The following is a 20,910-nucleotide window of genomic DNA, read 5'->3' on the forward strand; positions in this document are numbered from 1 at the left end:
TGGGGGTCGTCGGTCTCGTCGCGGTGCTCGTGATCGCGGTCCTCGTCGTCGCGTGGGTCCCGGCCGCGTCTCAGCGGGTCACCCGGGTCGCGCTCGAGCGCTGGGGCGCGGGGATCCCGGGCGAGGTCGAGTGGGAGGGGATGCGCGGGAGCTTCGGGGCCGGGCTCGAGCTCGAGGGCTTCGAGCTGCGCGACGGCGAGGGCCGCCCGCTGATCCGGGCGCGCTCGCTCATGCTCGACCTCGGCATGGCCCGGCTGCTGCGGGCCGAGGCCGAGCTCGAGCGCGTCGAGGCCGAGGGGCTCGAGGTCTGGGTCGACCACGATTGGAGCGCGCTCGCGGCCCCGAGCGAGGAGCCGGCCGAGCCGAGCGAGGGGATCGGGCCCGAGCTCCCGGTTCGGATCGCCGCGAGCCTTCGAATTGCTGACGCGGCGATCTACCTCGACGAGGAGCTGCTGGTCAGCAACGAGGAGCTGGCGGTCTCGCTCGCGGGCTACGGGCGCAGCGCCCGGGTCGAGCTCGAGCTCGTCGGCACGGAGCTCCCCCAGCAGCAGCTGCGCGTCGACACGCTCGGGCTCGCGCTGAGCTGGGACGAGCCGGCCGCGGAGCTCGAGCGGCTCGAGCTCGAGACCTCGCTGGGTCGGGTGCGCACGCTCGGGCCTGCGCACTTCGACGCCGAGACGACCCGGGGCGAGCTCGAGCTGGAGCTCGAGGGCGAGGTCGAGGCCCTGGCGGAGCGCCTGGAGATCGCCGAGCTCGCGGGGCTCGACGCCGCGCTCGTGCGGGTGCGGGTCGAAGGCGAGGTCGAGGCCGAGCGGGTCGAGCTCTCGGTCGTCGGCAGCGCGGGGCCCGAGACCACGCTCGAGCTCGCCGCCGAGCTCGCGCCCGTGGACGAGGCCGGCCAGCGACGCGCGGGCCTGAGCCTCGAGGGCCAGCTCGCCGCCGGGCTGCTCCACCCCGAGCAGGGCCCGCTGACGGTCACGCTCGACGCCGGGCTCGTCCAGATGCCAGCGGGCGAGGTCGAGGCGACGGTCGAGCTGCAGGTCGACGATCGCAGGGCCGACGCCTCGCTGACCCTCGAAGCTGGGGGCAGGGCGACGAGCCTGTCCACGCCGCGTGGCTCGGCGTGGCTCGAGCTGCGCGGGCCCGCGCTCGAGGTCTCGGCGGCGGCGGCGAGCACCGACGCGCGCCCGCTCGACGCGAGCTGGTCGGTCGCGGTGAGCGAGCTCGGTCGGCCGCTCGGGCTCGCCGCGCCCTACCTCGACGAGCCGCGCCTCGCTGAGGTTCGCGGCGCGCTCGCGCTCACGGGCGGCTGCGCGAGCGAGGTGGGCGGAGAGCTCGAGCGCGCGCGCTGTCCGATCGCGCTCGAGCTCGATCGCGTGGCCGGGTTCGACCTGAGCCTCTCGCACGCCTCGCTGACCGCCGAGCTGACCCCGCTCGCCGAGCCCCTCGAGTTTGAGGCCGAGCTCGCGCTCGAGGGGCTGCGCCACCCCCAGGTCGAGCTCGACGAGGCGGCGCTCAGGGTCGCGGGCACCCCGGCGAAGATCGCCGTCGAGGGTCGCGGACAGGGGAGGCATGAGCGCTTCGAGATCGCCGCGGGGGTCGAGCTCGCGGGGACGGACACGCGGGTCGAGCTCGACGAGCTGGCCCTCGTCAGCTCGCGCGGCGCGGCGCCGGTTGGCGTCGCGCTGCTCGACCCGGCGCGGATCACGATCGGCTCCGAGCGGATCGCCGTCGCTGGGCTGCGCGCTGCTGCGTTCGGGGGGGCGGTCGCCGTTGATGGTCATGTCGGGCTCGCGGGCCACGCCAGCGATCTGAGCGTGGCGCTGCGCGGGATCGAGCTCGGGCGGGTCGACGCGGTGATCCCTGGCCTCCACTCGAGCGGGCGGATCGACCTCGAGGGCGCGCTTCAAGGCAGCCTCGATCAACCCAGCGCGTGGGCGAGGGTTGGGGCCGAGGGGCTGACCCTCGGCGGTCACCGGATCGGTGAGCTCCAGCTCGCCGCCAACCTGTGCGGAGCGGCGAGCGATGGGGGAGGGCGCCGCGGCCAGGGGTTCACGGACGCCTCGCCGCCGCCGACTTGGGGCCGATGTGGGCGGGGATCCCAAGGCGAGCTTCAGCTGTGGCTGCGCAACGCCGGACCGATCGCCGACGCCGTGGAGCTCGACGCTCGTGTTCCCCTGCGCTTCGGTGATCGTCCCGGTCTGCGGGCGCGCAGCGAGCTCGAGGCTCGGGTTCTCGTCCGCGATCTGGCCCTCGTCGAGCTCGGCGGCCTGATGCCTTCAACCCCGAGCTGGTGGCGCCAGGTCCCGCTCGACGCCCACGCACCTTCGGGCGACCCGCGGCTGATCCCCGAGGGCCGCGTCAACCTCGAGCTCAGCGTCTCGGGCTCGAGCTCGGCGCCCGAGATCGAGCTGCGCGCGAGGGCGAGCGAGTTGGTCGTCGACCGGACCGAGCTCGGCGCGCTGACGGTCCACGCGCTGCTCGGCGACGCGGGGCTGGAGCTCGACCTCGACGCCGCGCTGACGCAGGCGCAGATCAAGCTCGACGCCGCGCTCCCGGTCCGCCTCGACCTCGCGCGGCCGGCCTTCGCCTGGGATCGCGGGTCCGAGCACGCGGTCGAGCTCGCGCTCGTCGGGCTCGAGCTCGACGAGCTCCAGCGGAGCCTCGGGCCCAAGATCCCCGCGCTGGCCGAGGCCCTGGCCGAAGCCGCGCTCGGCGGGCGGGTCTCGGCCACGGTCCGCGCTCACGGGCCGGGGAGCGACCCCACGCTGAGCGCCAGCGTGCGCGGCGAGGGGCTCGTCTACCGCGGCGCGCGGCTCGGCGACGCGCGCGTCGAGCTCGGGCTCGGCGGCGGCGCGGCGACGGGGACCGTGGCCCTCGACGGCCCGCTGGCTCGGCGCCTCGACGCGCGCGTCGAGCTCCCGGTCGAGCTCGCCCTCGCGTCGACGCCAACGATCGAGTTCGACACCCGCGCGCAGCTGAGCGCCGAGGCCCATGTCCACGCGGTCGAGCTCGCGACCCTCGAGCAGATCGTCGGCGGGCTCCCGGTCGACGGGCTCGGCGACCTCGACCTCCGGGTCCGGGGCAGCCTCGCCGATCCCAAGGTCGAGCTCGCGGCCCGGCTCGCCGACCTCCAGGTCGAGGACGACAGCGCGGGGGATCTGACGGTCTACGCCCGGGTGGATCGGCGCCGCGCGCGGGTCGAGAGCGATCTGGTTCGCCGCGGGGTCCAGCTGCTCGGGGCCGAGGTCGAGGTCCCGCTGATCGTCGAGCTCGGCGAGCTCGAGCGCGCGCAGCTGGGCTGGGATCGCGGCGGGGTGCATCGGGTCAGCGCGCGGGGTCGCGGCCTCGATCCCGAGCTGCTCGGGGCGCTGCTCGGTCAGCCGATCGCCGAGCGCGAGCTCGACGCGGACCTGCGCTTCGATCTTCGCGGGGCCGGGACGGCCTCGGACTTCGAGCTCTCGGCCGAACTCGACGGTCAGGTGGCGGCCGAAGACGAGCTCGAGCTCGACATCCACGCCGCGCTCGCGCTCGACCAGGCCCACCAGGAGCTGGTCGTGGCCGTCGACCCCGTCGAGCAGACGCCGACCCTGGGCGAGGGCGGGGTCTACGTCGCGGCCAGCCTCGACGCCGAGGTCCCGCGGCTCCTGGCCGGAGAGCTGACCCTCGGCGAGGTCCCCTTCACCCTCGAGGTCGACGCGCCGGAGCTCGAGCTCGACTGGCTCGACCCGCTCGTCGCCCCGGCGCTGCACGACCCCCGCGGGACCCTGCGGGCCGAGCTGAGCGGCAGCGGTGTCCTGGCCGCGCCGCAGCTCGCGGGCAGCCTCGCGCTTCACGACGGCGCGCTCACGGTCCTCGCGCTGCGCCAGCGCCTGACCGACATCGAGCTCGAGCTCGGTCTCGACGGTCAGGTCGTCGAGCTGCGCACGCTCTCGCTCGGCGCGGGCCGGGGCCAGATCAGCGGCGAGGGGCGGGCGAGCTTCGATCCTGGGACTGGCCGCGGCGAGGCGAAGATCGGGATCGCGCTGGCCGACTTCCCGATCGTGCGCCCGGGGCTGCCGGCCATGACGATCGACACCAAGGCCGCGATCGAGGTCGAGCTCGCCGAGGCCGCGACCCGCGTGCGCGTGGCCTTGGCCGAGAGCGAGGTCGCGGTCGCTGGGATCGGGAGCAGCGCGCCCAAGTCGATCCCGAGCGACGCCAGCGTCACCTTCGTCGGGGCCCCAGAGCCCGAGCCTTCGGTCGAGCCGGCCGTGGCCAGCGTCGCGCCTGTCGGTCCCGAGCTGGATCTGCGCCTCGCGTTCGTCGACCCCCTGCTGATCACCGGTCAGTCGATCGACATGACCTGGTCCGGAGCCCTCCGCGCGACCCGCCGAGGCGCCGGGATCGAGGTCGGCGGCGAGCTCGAGGCCGACCGCGGTCACCTCGAGCTCCTCGGTCATCGCTTCGAGCTCCGCCGCGGGATCGTGAACCTGGCCGACGACGGCTCGGTCGATCCCTTCCTCGACATCATCGCCGAGACCAGCACCCCCGAGGCCGCGGTCAGCGTGACGATCCGCGGGCGCGCGAGCCGGCCCGAGCTCCACTTCAGCTCGTCACCGCCTCTGCGCGAGTACCAGATCCTGACCTTGCTGGTGACCGGCTCGACCGAGCTCGGTGAGGGCGAGGGCGAGGTCCAGACCCAGGCGGCCTCGCTGCTCGCCGCGGTCAGCAGCCCGCAGCTTCAGCAGCAGCTCGACCGCTACCTCGGGATCGATCGGGCCAAGCTCGGGTTCGGCGACAGCCTCGATCAGCCGATCCTGACCGTCGGCAAGCGGGTCAGCTCGAAGGTCTGGGTCGAGACGAGCTACCATCACAACGCGCCCGAGGACGAGAACACCGCGGAGGTCGGGATCGAGTACAACTTCGCGCCGAGCTGGACGCTCGAGACCTTCTTTGGCGACGCGGCGGTCGGCGGCGTGGGCGTGTACTGGACCCACAGCTTTGGGCCGATTGAGTGGCGCTCGCGGCCGGCGGATCCGCCCTCGTCGCCCGACTGATGGACGAGGCCACGGGGTCACCGGGGCCTGTTTGAAAGGCCCCGCGAAGGCGAGCCCTCGCTCAGTCGTTCGTGCGCAGGATCTGGATCTCCGACCACACCGGTTCCTCCATATCGTCGAGGTAGGTGGTGTGGTCCGAGTTTTTGATCAGCGCCGTCAGCGTGACCATGCCCGCCGCCGACTTTGGCAAGAACACCGGCCCAAACTCGTCGTCGTTGGACGGCACGATGCCGACGTAGCCGACGACGCACAGCGGGTCGTCGAGGCAGGCCGGGAACGAGTCGCCGTAGTGGACGTGGACGTGCTCGAGCCCGGTGCTCGGCGGGCCAATGCTGACGTCGCCGAGGACCGCGACCGTGGCCTGGACCGGCTGGGACTCGAGCGAGAACGACTCACCTGGCCAGGGGCTGCGCAGCGCGACGTGGATCCGTTTGTCGTCGACCCAGACCAGGTTCCGGGCCCGGGCGGTCTCGTTGTCGTAGTCGGTCCCGTCGTTGAGCCGGGCCTGGACGCGGATCCGGTGGACACCCGGGACGTCGGGGATCTCGATCGGGACCTGGACGCCGCCGCTCAGATCCCCGCTGTCGATCAGCGCGACCTCGATCTCGTCGACGAACACGACCAGGTGACCCTCGCCGGCGACGGCCTCGCTGGACTCGGAGAGCTCGCGCAAGACCAGGTTCGTCGCGGCCAGGTTTAGAACCTCGGCGTGGGGCGCGGCGCCGTCGGTGTAGGTGTAGGGCTTCTCGTCCTCGGGGTTGACGATCTTGACGACCGGGAGCTCGACGGCCTCGCAGACCTGCTGGAGGCAGGTCTGGGTGCCGGGGCAGTCGCTGTCGTCGACGCAGGCGTAGGTGCTCCCGAGCGCGGGGTCGGGCACATTGGTCAGGCACCCGGCGATGAACAGCGCGGGTACCAACAACGACGAAGAGAATTGCCAGCTTCGATCCATCAACATCAAAAGCTCCCTCGGACGGTCAGGCCGCCGCCATGTTGGCCCCAGGTCGGCGCGATGTGGATCCGCGCGGCCCTGCCCGCGGCCTCGTTGTTCTTGCGCTTGCTCAGGCCCACGGCCAACAGCGCGGCGCCCGTGATCGCGAGGGCGCCGCCGACTCCGATCATGACCAGCTCCAGGGTCTGGTTGCGCCGGGCTCGGGTTGCGAGCTCGTCGGCCTCGGCGAAGGTCAGCCGGTCGGGGTTGGTGGCGAGGACATCGCCGAGGGTCGCGTTGTCGTTGGCGACCGAGATGCCAAAGCCCAGGCCGCCGCCGAGACCGACGGCGGCGCCGACCCCGAGCAGCACGCCACCGGTGATCGCCAGGGGGAGACCGGGCTTGGGCTCGGGCTCGGGCTCGGGCTCGGGCTCGGGCTCGGGGGCGGCGTCGCGCTCTTGGATGCGCTGGCGCAGATCCTCGATCGTGGACTCGATGACCCGCCGATCGGTGATGTCCTCGCCGGTCCGCAAGAAGATCTCGTAGTGCCGGATCGCCTCTTCGAAGTTGCCGAGGCGCTCGTAGCACTTGGCGATGTTGAACTGGAAGTCGGGCGAGGCGTAGAGGGTCGCGGCCTCCTGAAAGGCCTCGAGCGCGGCCTCGAAGTCGGCGGCGGCGTAGAACTCGGTGCCGCGGCGGTAGGCCTCGACGGCGCGCTCGTAGTCGTCGTCGGGCGGGGCCTCGTCGTCGGCGTTGTCGGCGGGCTCGGCGTGCTCGGCGTGCTCGTCGGGCGGCGCCGCGAGGGTGAGCGCGGGGTTGAACGCGAGGCCGCCGGACAGCAGCAGGGCGGAGATCTTGGTCAGGGTCTGCACGCGGGGGCGGAGCATATCAGCGTGGGATCACAGGGGGGAGGCCGTCGGGTGCGTGGCCGCGGGCGGCCTCGGGCAAGATGGCCAGGCGCCGGTCGTGCTCGGCTCCTGCCGCGTCGATTAAAGTTTTCGCCTCGGCCTCGCGGCCCTGGCTCGCGAGGAGCTCGCCGAGGGCGCTCATGAACTCGGGGTGTCCCGTCTCCTCGATGACTTGGCGGTAGAGGGCCTCGGCCTCGGCGTCGCGGCCGAGGGCTGCGAGGGCCTCGGCGCGGTGCTCGGTCACGAGCCACCAGCCCGGGAAGCTGGCTTCGGCGGCCTCGTAGCTGGCCAGGGCGGCTGTGGGTTGTCCGCGCTCCCACTCGACCAGACCCGCTTGCAGCAGCAGCCAGGCCGTGCCTCGGGCGGTGCTCGCCCCGGATCGAGCTTCTGCGAATGACGCGAGCGCGGCCTCGTGTTGGCCCTGACGCCGGGCGAGCAGCGCGAGGCGGCCCGCGGTCGCGGCCGGGTCGGCGCCGAGCTCTCGCGCGCGCTCGTAGGCCCGGCGGGCGGCGTCGAGCTCGCCTCGCTGGGCCGCGAGCTCGCCACGCGCGGTCGCGAGGCGGATGCTCATGGCCGAGGTCCGCAGCGGCGCCGCCTCGACCTGGGCGATGCCTGCGGCCGCGCGGTCGAGGCGGTGGAGCGAGAGGTCGAGCTCGAGGCGGGTCAGGAGCGGACCTCCGCCCGCGGGCGCACGCTCGAACGCGGCGTCGAGCGCCTGATCGGCGGCCTTCCAGTCCTCGATCGCTCCGCTGAGCCGCGCCCGGCGGAGGTGGAGCTGAGCGACCAACTCGTGGTCGGCCCAGCCCTGGCGCTGCGCGGCCAGATCCCGCGCGTCTCGGAGCTGGCGATCGACCGCCGCGAGCGAGGCGCGATAGTCGAGGCGCGCGTCTCCGGGCCCGGCTTGGGCCTCGCTGTGGGCTTCGGTCTGCGTGCCCCGGCATCCGCTAGCGAGGGCCGCGCCGACGCAGAGCAGGGCGACCGCGAGACCGAGGTGGGGCTCGGCGCGGAGAAGCATCACAGGGTGTGGGCGGGGGCGAGGTAGGGGAACGCGGTCTCGAAGGGCAGGTCGTTGGCGGTCGGGTTGAGCGCGCCGACCAGCGAGGTCGCATCTTGGCCGTCGATCGTGAGGTCGAGCAGGACCACGGCGAGGGTGACGTCGATGACGGGATCGGTCAGCGCGCGCCCGTTCGGGAAGCCCGTGGGGCTGTTCAGATCGAGCTTGATCGTGTCGGGGACCACGAGCGGCGCGGCCTGATTGACGCAGTCCGCCGCGACGCAGGGGGTCAGCCCGAGGCCGCTCAGGTCGTCGTCGAGCGCGGCGTGGAGGCCCTCGACGGACATCGTGATCTGATCGACGAACTGCCCGGCCGCGTCGGCGGCGGGGTCGGCCTGGTTGTAATCCTCTTTATTGATAATCACCGCGGTCCCGATCGCGGGCATGCCGATCCGGTCGACGCGGGTGTAGCTCGCGGGGTCGTCCTCGGCGAAGGTGTAGGTGTCTTCGTCGGGCGGATCGTCGGTCTTGCAGGCAGAGGCCAGCAGCACGCAGGCGCCCAGAGCCAGGGTTGTCGGTGCGTTGCGGACCATGATCAGAGCCTCCCCGTGGTCGCCCACACGGCGACGCCATCGCTGGCGAGGGCCGCGTGGTCGAACTCGACCGCGAGCGCGACGGTGTTCTTGAGCGCGACGAAGTCTCGGTTCGGGTTGAAGGCCACGGTGCCGGTCATCAGGGTGTCTTGGAAGCCCTGGAGGTCGAAGAAGAAGGGGTCATCGCGGAGGCCCGCGAACACCGAGGCGCCCGAGTCGGGGTCGCTCGTGGCCTCGTCGACCGGGGCGATCAGGCTGCCCTCGTGGCCCGGGATGCCCTCGAACTCGACGCCCCAGTCGCCGGCGGCGTTTTGGCCGAAGCGGGCCCAGATGTCGTTGTCGGCGACGTTGTCGCCGTTGGTGTCGATGTGGAACCCGTAGATCAGATCCGCGTCGTAGTTGGGCTCGTCGCCGCGGAGCTTGTAGCCGTCGACGGTCAGGATCAGCGTGACCCTCCCACCTTCATGAAAGGCGTAGAGGTCGCCGATGTCGGCGGCGTCGTCGGTGAAGGAGCTGGTGTCGGCCTCGTCGTGATCGGCGGCGATCACGAAGGTCGACACGAGCCCGGCGCCGGCGAGCACGGCTGCGAGGGCAAGGTGCTTGGCTGTGGGTCGCATGGTCGTCGGGGGTGTACGCGGGGCGAGGGTGTTTGGATCGTTGCACAGTCTGCTGGGGGCCGAGCGCAGCGAGGCTGTCGGGGCGAAGCCCCGCGCCTCGGCGACGATAAAGACACGTGGTGCGCCTGGCGCCACGCCGAATTCGCCGGCGGAGGGCTCATGAGGGGCTTTTGGCCAAACGATCAGCGGTGCCCTCGGCGAACGCGCAGGCCGACCTGTACCTGAGCCCGGAGGCCGCCCTCGTCGGTGAAGCAGGGGCTCCAGCGAGCCCGAGGACCCCCGAGGTGGACCCGCGCTCGGGTCAGGTGGTGCGGAGGCCTCGGCGGCCGGAGCTCAGTCCAGGGCGAGCTTGCCGCTCTTGGAGAGCTCAGGGTCGGTGCACGATGCGAGGTTGAAGCAGCAAGGCCGGCGCTTCCCGCTGCTCATCTTGGAGATGGTGACCTCGACGCGGCGCTTGCGTGTATCGGGGTTCTTGGTCGCGTTGACCCACCGCACCCATTCCCACCGGGCCCTCGGCGTGATCGCGTGCCAGAGCTCCTGGACCTCGCGCGGGGCACTCGACAAGGTTGCTCGCAGATCTGGCGGGACGCGAGGCTCCGGCCACTCCTCACGCGGCTCGACCTTCACCGTGGCCTTCTTGCCCGGGCCGGTCCCCGCCGCCTTCTGCAGCCCCTCGTCGAGGCTCATCCAGTGACCGAACTCCCCGTCGGGCTCGATGACTGTGTCGAAGGTATGGCCGTTGATGGTCGCGTGCACAGCCACCTGCCCTCGTGATGGGAGTTTCTTGCTCGCCGCGTCGGGGAGCCGGAGGACTGTCCGAGCTCCACTTGCCTGCAGCGCAGCTTCAAAACGGACCGACAGCTTGCTCTTCGCCATGTTCTGTTCACGCTCTGCGGTCATGTGACCGGCTTGATTGTGTAGCGCCCGGACGCCACGGGTCCGACGAATCGTAGCATCACGCGACCGCCAACTCGCAGGGACGATCGACCGCGCGTCACCGGGCCTCGAGGGCCCGACGCAGGCGCTGGGCGAGGGCCTCGCTGCGCGCGTCCGCCTGCTTGCGAAACAGCTGCGGCAGCTCGAGCTCGCCCTCGTCCGTGACCGGGAGGCCGCAGTGGGCCTGGACCGCGCGAATCGTCGGGCCCGGCCTGCGCACGAGGGTCTCGTAGTCGATGTCGAGGACCGCCTCGGACGGGGCACCGACATGGCGATCGAGGATCGCCTCGCCGCGCTCGATGTCCGCGACGATCGCCAAGAGCGCGGCCTCGTCGTAGGCGAGGCGCTCGTCGAGCGCGGGCGCGTCGTCGCGGTAGGCGAACCATCGGCGGGTCTGACGAGCGACGTGGGTCGACACGGCCTGCGCGGCGAGGTCTCGGCGGCGGAGGCGAAGCAGGCGGACCCGCGGCTGGGCAAAAAAGCGCTCGAGCGTGCCCCAGTCCCGCGCGATGAGCTCGAGCTCGGCCGGGAACAGCTTGGTGCCGGTGGCGGCGAAGCTGCGGGCGCCGAGCTCGGCGATCCGCGACTTCGCCCGCGACGCGTCAGCGGCCGCGATGTCCGCGAGCAAGGCTGCGCGGACCTCGGGGTCGATCCGCCCGGCGGCGCGGATCCGATCGCGGTAGGGGTTGGTGTACTCGGCGAGCAAGACCGCGCCCTGGACCGCGAGCGCACTCATGAGCAGGTGCGAGCCGGTTCGGGGGGTCGTGAGCAGTAGGCAAAAGGCTGCGGCGTTCACCGGACCTCGGGTTCGTGACGGCGACCGACCCACACCCAGCTCGAGGGCTTCGCGCTCGCGTCCAAGCTCGCACAATTCCCGCCGAGGAGCGAGCGCGCCTCGCTTGCGCCGGGCTGCGCACGCGTGCTCTCATCCGTCGCCATGCGCGTTCGTCAGACCCCCGTCATCACCCAGATCGAGCTGACGAACCACTGTCCGTACACGTGCATCGGCTGCCCGCGGACCCACGACATGAGCCGGCCTCTGGGGTTCATGAGCCGGGAGACCTTCGAGGCGATCATCGAGGCCATCAAGCCGGTCCAGCGCGACTGGGGCCCGCTGAGCTTGCACCACATGGGCGAGTCGACCCTTCACCCCGAGCTCGACGAGTTCGTGGCCTACGCGACCTCGCAGGGGGTCCCGACCTCGCTCGCGTGTCGGCCCAACCACCTGTCCCCGAGCAGGTCTCGGGCGCTGCTCGAGGCCGGCCTGACCGCGCTGATCGTCAGCATCGACGCCCTCGACACCCCGACCTTGCGGCAGATCAGCGGCAAGGTCGCCAACTACGAGGGCGCGAAGGCCAACGTCGAGGCCATGCTCGCGGCGCGGCGCGAGCTCAAAGCCCCGACACGGATCGTGCTCCAGATGATCTCCTACGCGAGCAACGAGCACCAGTGGGAGCGCTTCTTGACCGAGTGGCAGCGCGAGGACGAGGGCGTGCTGACGGCGCTCAAGCGCTTCTCGAGCTGGACGCTCCCGCAGCTGTCGGACCACGCGGGCAAGGGCATCGTCCACATCGGCGGCATCTGCAGCATCCCCTTCACGACCTGCGTGGTCCTGTGGGACGGCCGGGTCGCGCTGTGCAACCGCGACCACGACGGGCGGCAGGTGTTCGGCCACGTCCGCGACGGGCTCGAAGCGGTCTGGCAGGGCGAGGCCTACCAAGCGTATCGCCGCCAGTTCGAGGACGACGAGCTGCCCGAGGACGCGATCTGTCGCAGCTGCGTCAAGTATCCGTGGCAGGAGCGAGCGGAGCGCACGCCCGAGTCGAAGCAGACCTGGTTCGGGGCAGAGCAGCTGCCGTGGCGCTACACCGCCCAGTGGTGGCTCGAGCACTTCGGCGAGCGCGTCGTGGCGAGCGCCGGCGACGGGGCTTGAGCCCAAGCACCCGGCGCGCTCGAACGCGCTGGTCCGGCCCCGTGGTGGCTCGAGCGCTTCGGCGAGCGCCGGCGACGGGGCTCGAGCCCAAGCACCCGGCGCGCTCCTGCCACAGCTCGAAGACGCTGGTTCGGCCCCGTGGTGGTTCGAGCGCTTCGGCGAGCGCCGGCGACGGGGCTCGAGCGCGCTCAGGCGCCTCGCGGGGCCAAGCACACGGCGCGCTCCTGCCACAGCTCGAACACGCTGGCGGCGAGCGTGGAGCTCGGCGCGGCGCCGAGCAGCTCGGCCAGGGTCCGGACGCCGTCGGCCTCGGCCAGGGCGCGGGCGAGCTCGGGCGCGAGGGCGAGGCGACGCTCGCGTGGCGGAGCGAGCTCGATGGCCTCGCCGTCGAGGCGGGCGTAGCTCGGCAAGCTGGGCACCAGCTGAGCGAGCGCGGCCGGGCGCTCGGCCGCGACCTCGCCCTTGCTGACGACGAAGTCGCCGATGACCAGGCGGTCGAGGCCCGTGGTCAAGAAGCAGACGATCGCGTCCCGCGGCGCGTCGACGATCGGCTCGGCGAAATTGTTGAACGAGGTGTTGAGCACGACGGGCAGGCCGGTCAGGTCTGCGAAGGCCTCGATCAGCGCCGAGTAGCGCGGGTTGGTCGCGCGAGACACCGTCTGGACCCGCGCGCTGCCGTCGACGTGGGTCACGGCGCCGAGGCGCTCGCGCTGCTCGGGCCGGACCTCGGCGACGACGTTCATGTAGCGATAGCAGCGCGCGGGCCCGTCGAGCTCGAACAGCTCGGCGGCCCGGTCCTCGAGCACGGAGGGCGCGAAGGGGCGGTAGGCCTCGCGCTTTTTGATCATCGCGTTGACCCGGTCCTTGTTGGACGCGGGGCGCGGGTCGGCGAGGATGCTGCGGTTGCCGAGCGCGCGCGGGCCGAACTCCGAGCGACCCTGAAACCAGCCGATGACCTCGCCGGCGGCGAGGCGAGCGGCCGCAGCCGCCGGCGCGTCGGCGCAGCGCTCGTAGCTGAGGAGCGCGGACCAGCGCTGCAGCTCGGCCTCGAGGTCTTTGGCCTCGGGGCAGGGGCTGCCGACGAACACGTGGCGCAGCGGCGAGACTGGCGGGCGGGCCTCGGCCTCCTGGTAGGCGTGGATCGCCGCGCCGAGCGAGCAGCCCGCGTCGTGGGCCGCGGGCTGAACGAAGAGCTCGTCGAACCAGCCCCGCGCGAGCAGCTTGCCGTTGAAGCTGCAGTTGAGCGCGACCCCGCCGACGAGGCAGAGCTTGCGCTGGCCCGTGGCGCGCTGCCAGGCCCCGATCAGGTGAAAGGCCATCTCCTCGAGCGCGGCTTGGATCGCCGCGGCGACGTCGTGGTGGTGGGGCTCGAAGGGGCCGCCCCGCGCCCGCCGGGGGCCGAGGTCGAGCCCCTCGAGGGCGGCGAGCTCCACCCGCACGTGCCCGCGCGGCTCGAGGGTGTAGGCCTGGCGCAGCGTCGGGAGGTAGCGCGCGGGGTCGCCGTAGGGCGCCAGGCCCATGACCTTGTACTCGTCGAAGCGCGCGTAGCCGAGGTGGGCGATGCTCTTGGCGTAAAACTGGCCCAGCGAGCCGTCCTTGGCCAGGCGGGCGAGGAGCCTGTAGCGGCCCCCGCGGACGTCGAAGATCTTGCCGTGACCGTCGTCGCCGCCGCCGTCGTAGCTGACGACGAGGCTGTCGGTGAAGCCCGAGCCCGCGTAGGCGCTCACGGCATGGGCGACGTGGTGGGACACGAAGCACAGCTTGGCCGGATCGATGGTCGCCCCGAGGGCCTCGCCGAGGGTCCGCGCGAGCAGCTCGCGACCGCCGACGTCGACGAGCGAGCTGTCGTGGAGCGCGGCGTAGGCGATGATCTCGTCGAGCTTGTCTTCGGCGACGTAGTAGGCCCAGCGGTCGATGTCTTCGGGCCCGAGGCCGCCGAGCTCGAGGCAGGTCGCGACCGCGTCGACGGGGTGGCGGGTCGTGTGCTTCCAGCGAGTGTGGCGCTCTTGCTCCGACGCCGCGACGAGCTCGCCGTCGACGAGCAAGCTCGCCGCCGCGTCATGGGCGTAAGCCCGGCCCTCGGGCAGGCTGCGCCGCGTGTCCGTGTTGAGGCCGCCACAAATGCCGATCACGCGCATGGGAGCTCGCTAGGGGTCGAGGTAGCCATGGTAGTCGAGCAGCTCGCGCGCGCCCGGCTCAGCGAGGAGCGCGCGGACCTTGGGGTGATCCGGCTGCGCCCGCCAGCGCTCGGTCGCCGCGGTCGACACGGGCTGGACGCCGCCCTCGCGCCAGGCACCCGAGCGCTGGATGTTGGTCCGCTCGCGCCAGCCGTCGAGCTCGTCGAGACCCGCGAGCCCGAGCTCGGCTCCGAGCTTGGCCAGGGTCGCCTCGGGCTCGCGCGTGAGATCCTCGTAGCGGAGGGTGTGGACCTCGACTCGCTCGGCCGCGCGCCGACCCGCCGCGACGTCGCGGACCCAGCGGGCGGGCGAGACCCAGCTGTGGTCGGGCTGCAAGGGGTGGCGCGAGAGCACGACGTCGCGCCCGTCACGCACGATCTCGACCAGCTTCACGCGACCGGTGAACAACTCGGAGATCTCCTCGAAGCACAGCACGTTGCGCGGCGTCTTCTCGCACCATCGCCGCGCGGACGGCCGAAGGGGATCCCGAGCGAGCACGGTTTCGAGCCGCGCGAGGCGAGCCGCGGCGCCAAAGCTCGGGTCCTCGAGGAGCTCGCGGCGCTCGGCTGGATCTTGTGACTGCTCGGCGAACAGACAAAACAACCGGGTCTCGTGGGGGATCGCGTGGATCTCGGGGTGGGCGCCGAGCAGCGCGAGCAGCAAGGTCGTGCCCGAGCGCCCGCAGCCGCCGACGATGATGGGAGGATCGTCGAACTGCTCGAGGCGGCTCACAGCGCGGCGGCGACTCGCTCGAGGTTTGGATCGGAGGCCGCGGCCCCCTCGCTCGCGCCGAGCTCGCGGGCGAAGTCTTCGACCATCTGGCGGACGCCCGAGCGGATGTCGACCTGCGCGCGCCAGCCCAACAGCTCGCGCGCGCGGCTGGGATCGCCGTAGAAGTTGGCGACGTCGAAGCTGCGCGGCGGCGCCTCGACGAGCTTCGCCTGGCCGTGGGCGTGGGCGAGCGCGAGGCGAGCGAGCTGCTCGAGGGTTGTCGGCTGCCCCGTCAGGAGGTGGAGATCGGGGAGCCGAGCCTCGCCAGCGTGGAGCTGCTCGCAGATCGCGACCAGGCCGGCGACCGTGTCGGACACGTGGGTGAAGTCAAAGGTGTGACCAAGGCCGTCGACGCGCAGGACGCCGCCGAGCGCAGCTGCGCGCGTGAACGCGGGGACCACGCGATCGGCGTGGTCGCCGGTGCTGCCGTAGACGTTGGACAGGCGCACGACGCTGGTCCGCAGCCCGTCCGCGCGTGCGGCGTGGACCAGCTCCTCGCCGCGAATTTTGGCCCGGCCGTAGACGTTGACGGCCTGCTTGGCAGCGTCTTCGCCGACCGGCAGCTCCGCGGCGTCACCGTAGACCTCGCGGCTGCTCGCAAACACCAGCCACGGGCGCTCGCGGGCCTCGACGGCGGCCTCGATCACTTTTTGCGTGCCGCCGACGTTGGTCGCCCAGCACAGCTCGGGATCTTGCTCGCCCCAGATCACACGCGACACGGCGGCGAGGTGCACGATGCCTTCGCAGCCCGACAGCGCCTCCGCGAAGTCCTTCTGGACGCGGACGTCTTGGCCGAGCTCGAGGTCGTAACGGACGACCTCGACTCCCTGCGCCTCGAGGGTTCGAGTGAGGAGAGAACCGACCAGGCCCTCGGATCCAGTTACGATTACGTTGCGCATGACGGGGAAAATTATCGAGCCCAAAAAAGACACACCACGAGTTCGGGCTCTTGGCGAACTCGTGGTGTGGGTGCTCGCTGGCGATCAGCTGGTGGGCACGGGCACGGGCCCGGGCTCGACCGGCTCGGTGGACTGCCAGGGGAACTTGGACTCGGCGGCCGCGTAGAGCGCGAGGCGCTTGGCGGCGGCGAGGGGGCCCTGGCGCTCTTCGCTGCCAGCGGCCTCCACGAGGCTGGTGAACTCCTTGAAGTCGCGCGCCTTGCGGGCGAGGGCAGCGAGGGCGAGGCCCTCTTCGATGTCGAGACCCTCGACGAGGGCGAGCTTCTCACGCGCGCCAGCCTCGTCGGCGGTGCGGAAGGACTCGTAGAGGGACTTGAGGATGATCTTGGGGACGCGGTTGCTCATTTGGAAGTCTGCTCCTACACGCAAAGCGTGGCTGAGAATTTGACGGCAGTAGAACCGATTGTGAACTGTTTGGCAAGTACTCATTGATACAAGTCCATCGGGCGGGGGCCCGTTCTCGCTCGCGCGCACCCGATCGATCGATCGACTGGACGAAGCCGCGCTCCTCGTCGAAGATCGTCTCGCGTGACGCCGGTTCTCGCCATCGCATCGACCGTCCGCGGGCTCGATCTCAGCTATCGCAGCGCGCTCGCCCATCACCGCGCCCTCGGCTTCTCGCGCTTTTACCTGTTCGTCGACGACCCCAGCGAACGCGAGGATCTCGCGCGCATGCTCGGGGATCTCGGCGGCGCGGGCCTCGAGCTGATCCCCCGCGACGCGGCCCACGACGCCAAGGCTGCCTCCTCCCCGCTCTACGGCGACCCCCAGCTGCCCTACGCGCGCTGCGTGGTCACCCGTCAGCGCATCAACCTCGCCATGGTCGTCGAGCTCGCCCGGCGCGACGGCGTCGACTGGCTCTTGCACATCGACGCCGACGAGCTCCTCGCCCCACCCCTCGGCCGAGAGCTGCCCGAGTGGCTCGCCGAGCGGGGGCCGGGCTACGACGAGCTGTTCTTTCCCAACCTCGAGGCCGTCCCCCAGCGCGAGGAGTACGACGACCCCTTCGTCGAGGTTCGCACCTTCAAGCGCAGCCCCTACCACCTGCGCAAGGCCCAGCTCGACCGGCTGCGCTACAAGCACGAGCGCCAGCAATTTTATGTCGCCTACGCCAGCGGCAAGTCGATGTTCCGCCCGGCCACGATCGAGCCCGGCGCCGTGCCCCGCTCGGTCCACCACTTCGGCCCCGATCTCTACGCCGAGCGCGTGCTCATCCAAGATCAGCTCGACGGGCCGACGGTCCTCCACTATCCGATGGTTGGCTTCATGAGCTTCGTGCGCCGGGTCAGCGGCTTCAACCTCGATCGTGTCAATCAGTACGAGGTCCTGAGCGACAACCCCAACAACCTGTTTCGCCAGGCGCGGCGGGCCCTGACCGAGTACGGCCTGTCCGAGCTGCGCAGGTTCTACCGCCAGTGGGTCCTCTACGCCGACGAGGCCGAGCTCGACCAGCTCCGGCGCTGGGGGGCCCTCCACGAGCTCGAGCCCGAGCGCTGGCCGCGGCCGGCCCCACCCCTGCCGAGCGCGGGAGCCGAGTGATGTTCGAAGCCGTGGTCGTGTGTGTGGATTACGCCGACTTCCTCGGCCTGACCCTGCCGCGCATGCTCGCCTGCTTCGACGAGCTCGCCGTGGTCACGGTCGGCGAAGACGAGCAGACCCAAGCCCTCGCCCGCAGCCACGGCGCGCGCCTCGTGGTCTCACCGCGGCGCAATTTCAAGGGCCTGGCCTTCAACCTCCCGGCCCTGCTCAACGACGGCTTCGCGGCCCTGCGCAAGTCGGGCTGGCTCGTCAAGCTCGACGCCGACATCTACCTGCCGCCGGGGTTCGAGCGGAGCATGCGCGAGACCATGACCGACCCCGACAAGCTCTATGGCGCCCAGCGCTTCTTCGCCGAGGACCGCGCGAGCTTCACCCGCTTTTGCGAGCAGGGCGACTGGGACCTGCTCGAGCCGCCCTACGAGTCCCTCGACGCCGCGCTGGGCTTTTTTCAGGGCTTCCACGCCGAGACCCCGCACCTCGCGGGCCGGCCGACCTACTACGAGGAGCAGCGCTACGTCGGGCCGAGCCAGACCAACGACCGCCTGTTTCGCGCGGCCTTCCCCGAGCAGGGGGTCCGCGTCCTCTCCGACCCCGTCGTCCACCTCGGCCTCGACGCGATCGGCACCAATTGGCGAGGGCGGGTGTCGCCCCGCTTCGAGTGAGCATCGACGAGATGAGTGAGCCCAAGCATATCGAGTTCGTCCACGAGCCAAGCGGCGCCCGCTATCGCGCCCGTCCCGTCACCCTCGACGACGGCCCCAAGATCGCCGCCCTGTTCGAGGCCGTGTTCCGGCGGCCCTTCGACCTCAGCGAGTGGCGCTGGAAGTACGTCGACAACCCGGCGAGCCGCGTCGGCGTCTCGGTCCTCGTCGAGCACGAGGGCGAGGTCGTCGGCCACCACGGCGCGATCCCGGCGCCGCTCAACTACCTCGGCCAGGCCCACGAGCGAATCCTCGTCCAGGGCGGCGACGGCATGGTCCTGCGCGAGCATCGCAAGGCCTCGCTCCTGACCACGGCCTGGCGCCTGTCCAACGAGCTGCTCGGCGACTACCCCGAGATCATGGTCACGACGGGGATGCCCAACGAGCAGATGGTCTACCCCGTCCAGCACAACCTCGTGCGCACCTTCATGATGGAGCAGTGGTACCTCGCCTGCGGGAGCCCCGACCACGACCGGCTCCGGGCCACGGTCGAGGCGATCCCCGAGGACAAGCGCTTCGGCCTCGAGCTCGCCCGCGACTACGACCCCGACGGCGACATGGACGAGCTGTGGAAGTCCGTCGCGCGGACCGAAGCCCTGTCCGTGGCCAAGAGCGCCACCTACCTCGACTGGAAGTATCGCAAGCGGCCCGACCGCGACTATCAGATCTTCGCGCTGCGGCTCTACGACCAGGTCGTCGCCCTGACCGTGGCCCAGGCCCTCGACGACCGCCTGCTCCTCGTCGAGTTCATGAGCCTCGGCAAGAACGTCCACTTCGCCCACGAGCTCCTGCTGCGGGTCGCCGATCTCGCCCGCGAGCAGGGCGCGGCGGGGCTCAAGTTCGTCGGCAAGGATCAGTGGTACTTCGAGCGCTGCTTCGCCGACTGCGCGCGCGTGACCGACCACCGCCACCCCTTTTTCACCCTCGCAGCCCACGAGCGCGAGCTCGCGCGGATCTACGAGAACCCGGCCAACTGGACCGTCACCCTCGGTGACAACGACGACATCTGAGCGGGGCGAGCCGTGCATCTGGTCACCAACATGACGACCAAGGGCGACTCGCTGGCGCTGATCCGCCAGTGGCTGGCCTACTACCGCCAAGCTGGGGTCGAGACCTTTCACGTGTTCTTCAACCACTACGAGGACGAGGCCGCGCGCTTGCCCGCCTTCGAGGAGCTGTTCGCGGCGCCAGACATCCACGTGGTCATGACCTACCTCGGCGTCGAGGACATGCAGCTTCGCGTCGACCGCATCTCCGACTTTCGCCGCGACGAGCTCGGCGATCAGGCCTACGTGCTCAACGCCGACTGCGACGAGTTCATCGCCCGTCCGCGCCGCGTGCTCGAGCTGCTCGCCGCTGGCGGACACGACTATGTCGTCGGCCGCCTCGTCGATCGCTTCGCCCTCGCCGGCCGGACCCCGGCGGTCGACGACGAGCCCGTGTTCCAGCGCTACCCGCTGTGCTCCTACTTCAGCTACGAGGCCATGGGCGCGACCATCACCAAGGTCCCGATCTCGCGGCCGGGGATCCGCCACCGCGTCGGGCTCCACAAGATCGAGGATCCTCAGCGCTACTCGCGACCTCGCTGGGAGGTCCCGGTTCACCACCTCAAGTGGCACGGACAGATCATCCCGCGGATCCGCGCGCGCCTCGAGCGGGGCTACGGGGGCAACAAGTACCTCGAGGAGTGCCGCTGGTTCCTCGCCAACCACGTCGTCGACGACGAGACCATCGATCTGTCCGAGGTCGACTGCTGGTTCGACGACCGCGCGCCCAACTGATGCGCTACTACGCGAGCCCGGGCGCAGCCTTGCGCGTGCTCTCGGACCAGCTCCCGAGCTGGGCCCGAGGCCAGGACTCGCTGGCCACCGTCCACGCCTACCTCGACGCCGTCCCCGTCGACTTCAGCGTGTTCGGCTTCGGCCTCGAGTATCACCTCGACAGCGATCGCATCGACGCCGGCGTCGCGCTGCCGCTCTCGCGCGGGCGCAGCGAGCTGATCGAGCCCAACTTGCTCGAGCTGCGCGAGCGCCTCGCGGGGCCCGACGCTTCGCTGTGGCCACAGCGAGCGCTCGACCCGGCCCGGCGGGTCGCGGCCCTCGGCCCCCGCGACGCCCGCATGGTCCAGGCCTTTTGCCTGTGCATGGACGGCGAGAGCCTCCGACGCCGGCGCGGCCCCGACCTCGTGTACCTCAGCCTCCGCAACCTCCACCGGCTCCGAGACCCGAGCCAGCTGATCTGGTCGCCCGCGATCGCGCGCCTCGTCGCCGCCTTGTTCGGGCCGCGCCCGGCCCCCGGCGTCGAGCTGCTCGAGCGCCTCGCGGACGCGGCGCGGGCGTGGCCCTCGCTGCGCCTCGCCCACCTCGGCGTCGCCCGGGTCGAGGCCGGCGGCTCGCTCAAGCCCTACCTTCACGGCTCGATCCCCGAGCTGCGGGCGCTGCTGACCAGCCCGGCGCTGCCGCGCGCGCCCGGCCTCGACGCGCCCCTCGAGCTGCTCGCGGACCTCGCTCGATCTGGGCCCGCGCCCGCTTGCACCGTGCTGCTCGGCTCGGGCCCGGTCCTCGATCGCGTCGACATCGAGGTCTCGCCGGGGCCTGGGTTCGGGCGGGCGCTCGCGTTCGCCGTGCGCGAGCACGGGGTCGACGACGGGCGCGCCACCGAGCTCGAGCGCCTCGCAGGAGCCGGCGTCCAGCGAGTCGAGGAGCCGGGCTGGGCCCCGGTCGCGACCCGGCTGTCTCACCTCAAGCTCAGCCTCCGCGCCGGGGATCGCCCGCAGTGGAAGGCCTACTTCGTCGCGCGCCAGGCTGGCTGA

At 71.6% G+C, this 20,910-nt stretch carries 18 protein-coding genes; 7 read left to right on the top strand and 11 right to left on the bottom strand.

Features of this window, described 5'->3' with window-relative positions; all coding sequences use genetic code 11:
* The first annotated feature begins 29 nt into the window (after positions 1 to 29).
* Positions 30 to 5,039, top strand: a complete 5,010-nt coding sequence (locus ENSA5_RS11760; RefSeq protein WP_181197659.1) for a translocation/assembly module TamB domain-containing protein — start codon at positions 30 to 32, stop codon at positions 5,037 to 5,039.
* A gap of 61 nt (positions 5,040 to 5,100) precedes the next feature.
* On the opposite strand, the gene ENSA5_RS11765 is transcribed toward ENSA5_RS11760, so the two are convergent.
* From ENSA5_RS11765 to ENSA5_RS11795, 7 genes are all read right to left on the bottom strand, one after another.
* Positions 5,101 to 5,997 (bottom strand): hypothetical protein, encoded by an 897-nt coding sequence (locus tag ENSA5_RS11765; RefSeq protein ID WP_146155594.1) that lies wholly within the window; start codon positions 5,995 to 5,997, stop codon positions 5,101 to 5,103.
* Positions 5,997 to 6,842, bottom strand: a complete 846-nt coding sequence (locus tag ENSA5_RS11770) for a tetratricopeptide repeat protein (protein ID WP_181197660.1) — start codon at positions 6,840 to 6,842, stop codon at positions 5,997 to 5,999. The genes ENSA5_RS11765 and ENSA5_RS11770 overlap by 1 nt, the downstream gene beginning before the upstream one ends.
* A gap of 16 nt (positions 6,843 to 6,858) precedes the next feature.
* The gene (locus tag ENSA5_RS11775; RefSeq protein WP_106391743.1) at positions 6,859 to 7,893 is read right to left on the bottom strand and encodes a tetratricopeptide repeat protein; all 1,035 of its coding nucleotides are present in this window, start codon (positions 7,891 to 7,893) and stop codon (positions 6,859 to 6,861) included.
* A complete protein-coding gene (locus tag ENSA5_RS11780; RefSeq protein ID WP_106391784.1) occupies positions 7,893 to 8,465 on the bottom strand; it encodes a DUF4331 family protein in 573 nt (190 codons plus the stop codon). Before ENSA5_RS11780 ends, ENSA5_RS11775 begins: the two co-directional genes overlap by 1 nt.
* Positions 8,466 to 8,467: 2 nt before the next feature.
* Entirely contained in the window at positions 8,468 to 9,082 is a 615-nt protein-coding gene (locus ENSA5_RS11785) for a DUF4331 family protein (RefSeq protein WP_106391744.1), read from the bottom strand.
* A gap of 333 nt (positions 9,083 to 9,415) precedes the next feature.
* Positions 9,416 to 9,982: a YdeI/OmpD-associated family protein gene (locus ENSA5_RS11790; RefSeq protein WP_219906774.1), complete on the bottom strand. Its 567-nt coding sequence runs from the start codon at positions 9,980 to 9,982 to the stop codon at positions 9,416 to 9,418.
* Between the two features lie 94 nt (positions 9,983 to 10,076).
* Positions 10,077 to 10,847 carry a Stf0 family sulfotransferase gene (locus tag ENSA5_RS11795; RefSeq protein ID WP_308726544.1) on the bottom strand — a complete coding sequence of 257 codons (771 nt, stop codon included), beginning with the start codon at positions 10,845 to 10,847 and terminating at the stop codon, positions 10,077 to 10,079.
* Between the two features lie 108 nt (positions 10,848 to 10,955).
* Here ENSA5_RS11795 and ENSA5_RS11800 point away from each other — a divergent pair, with 108 nt between their 5' ends.
* Positions 10,956 to 11,951 carry a radical SAM/SPASM domain-containing protein gene (locus tag ENSA5_RS11800; protein ID WP_106391747.1) on the top strand — a complete coding sequence of 332 codons (996 nt, stop codon included), beginning with the start codon at positions 10,956 to 10,958 and terminating at the stop codon, positions 11,949 to 11,951.
* A 188-nt stretch (positions 11,952 to 12,139) separates the two neighbouring features.
* Here the strand turns inward: ENSA5_RS11800 and ENSA5_RS11805 are convergent, their stop codons facing one another.
* From ENSA5_RS11805 to ENSA5_RS11820, 4 genes are all read right to left on the bottom strand, one after another.
* A complete protein-coding gene (locus ENSA5_RS11805) occupies positions 12,140 to 14,089 on the bottom strand; it encodes a carbamoyltransferase family protein (protein WP_106391748.1) in 1,950 nt (649 codons plus the stop codon).
* Between the two features lie 9 nt (positions 14,090 to 14,098).
* A complete protein-coding gene (locus ENSA5_RS37510) occupies positions 14,099 to 14,860 on the bottom strand; it encodes a sulfotransferase family protein (protein WP_106391749.1) in 762 nt (253 codons plus the stop codon).
* Positions 14,857 to 15,798: an NAD-dependent epimerase/dehydratase family protein gene (locus ENSA5_RS11815; protein WP_106391750.1), complete on the bottom strand. Its 942-nt coding sequence runs from the start codon at positions 15,796 to 15,798 to the stop codon at positions 14,857 to 14,859. Before ENSA5_RS11815 ends, ENSA5_RS37510 begins: the two co-directional genes overlap by 4 nt.
* An 84-nt stretch (positions 15,799 to 15,882) precedes the next feature.
* Positions 15,883 to 16,203 carry a hypothetical protein gene (locus ENSA5_RS11820; protein WP_106391751.1) on the bottom strand — a complete coding sequence of 107 codons (321 nt, stop codon included), beginning with the start codon at positions 16,201 to 16,203 and terminating at the stop codon, positions 15,883 to 15,885.
* 183 nt (positions 16,204 to 16,386) lie between these two features.
* Here ENSA5_RS11820 and ENSA5_RS11825 point away from each other — a divergent pair, with 183 nt between their 5' ends.
* From ENSA5_RS11825 to ENSA5_RS11845, 5 genes are read left to right on the top strand one after another with little or no spacing between them, the layout of a single operon-like run.
* The gene (locus ENSA5_RS11825) at positions 16,387 to 17,397 is read left to right on the top strand and encodes a glycosyltransferase family protein (RefSeq protein ID WP_181197661.1); all 1,011 of its coding nucleotides are present in this window, start codon (positions 16,387 to 16,389) and stop codon (positions 17,395 to 17,397) included.
* A complete protein-coding gene (locus ENSA5_RS11830; RefSeq protein WP_106391753.1) occupies positions 17,397 to 18,059 on the top strand; it encodes a glycosyltransferase family protein in 663 nt (220 codons plus the stop codon). Before ENSA5_RS11825 ends, ENSA5_RS11830 begins: the two co-directional genes overlap by 1 nt.
* Before the next feature lie 11 nt (positions 18,060 to 18,070).
* Entirely contained in the window at positions 18,071 to 19,108 is a 1,038-nt protein-coding gene (locus ENSA5_RS11835) for a GNAT family protein (RefSeq protein ID WP_146155596.1), read from the top strand.
* 12 nt (positions 19,109 to 19,120) lie between these two features.
* Positions 19,121 to 19,879, top strand: a complete 759-nt coding sequence (locus ENSA5_RS11840) for a glycosyltransferase family protein (protein WP_106391755.1) — start codon at positions 19,121 to 19,123, stop codon at positions 19,877 to 19,879.
* The gene (locus tag ENSA5_RS11845; RefSeq protein WP_106391756.1) at positions 19,879 to 20,910 is read left to right on the top strand and encodes a hypothetical protein; all 1,032 of its coding nucleotides are present in this window, start codon (positions 19,879 to 19,881) and stop codon (positions 20,908 to 20,910) included. Before ENSA5_RS11840 ends, ENSA5_RS11845 begins: the two co-directional genes overlap by 1 nt.

The sequence above is a fragment of the Enhygromyxa salina genome, assembly GCF_002994615.1.
GTDB lineage: Bacteria > Myxococcota_A > Polyangia > Nannocystales > Nannocystaceae > Plesiocystis > Plesiocystis salina_A.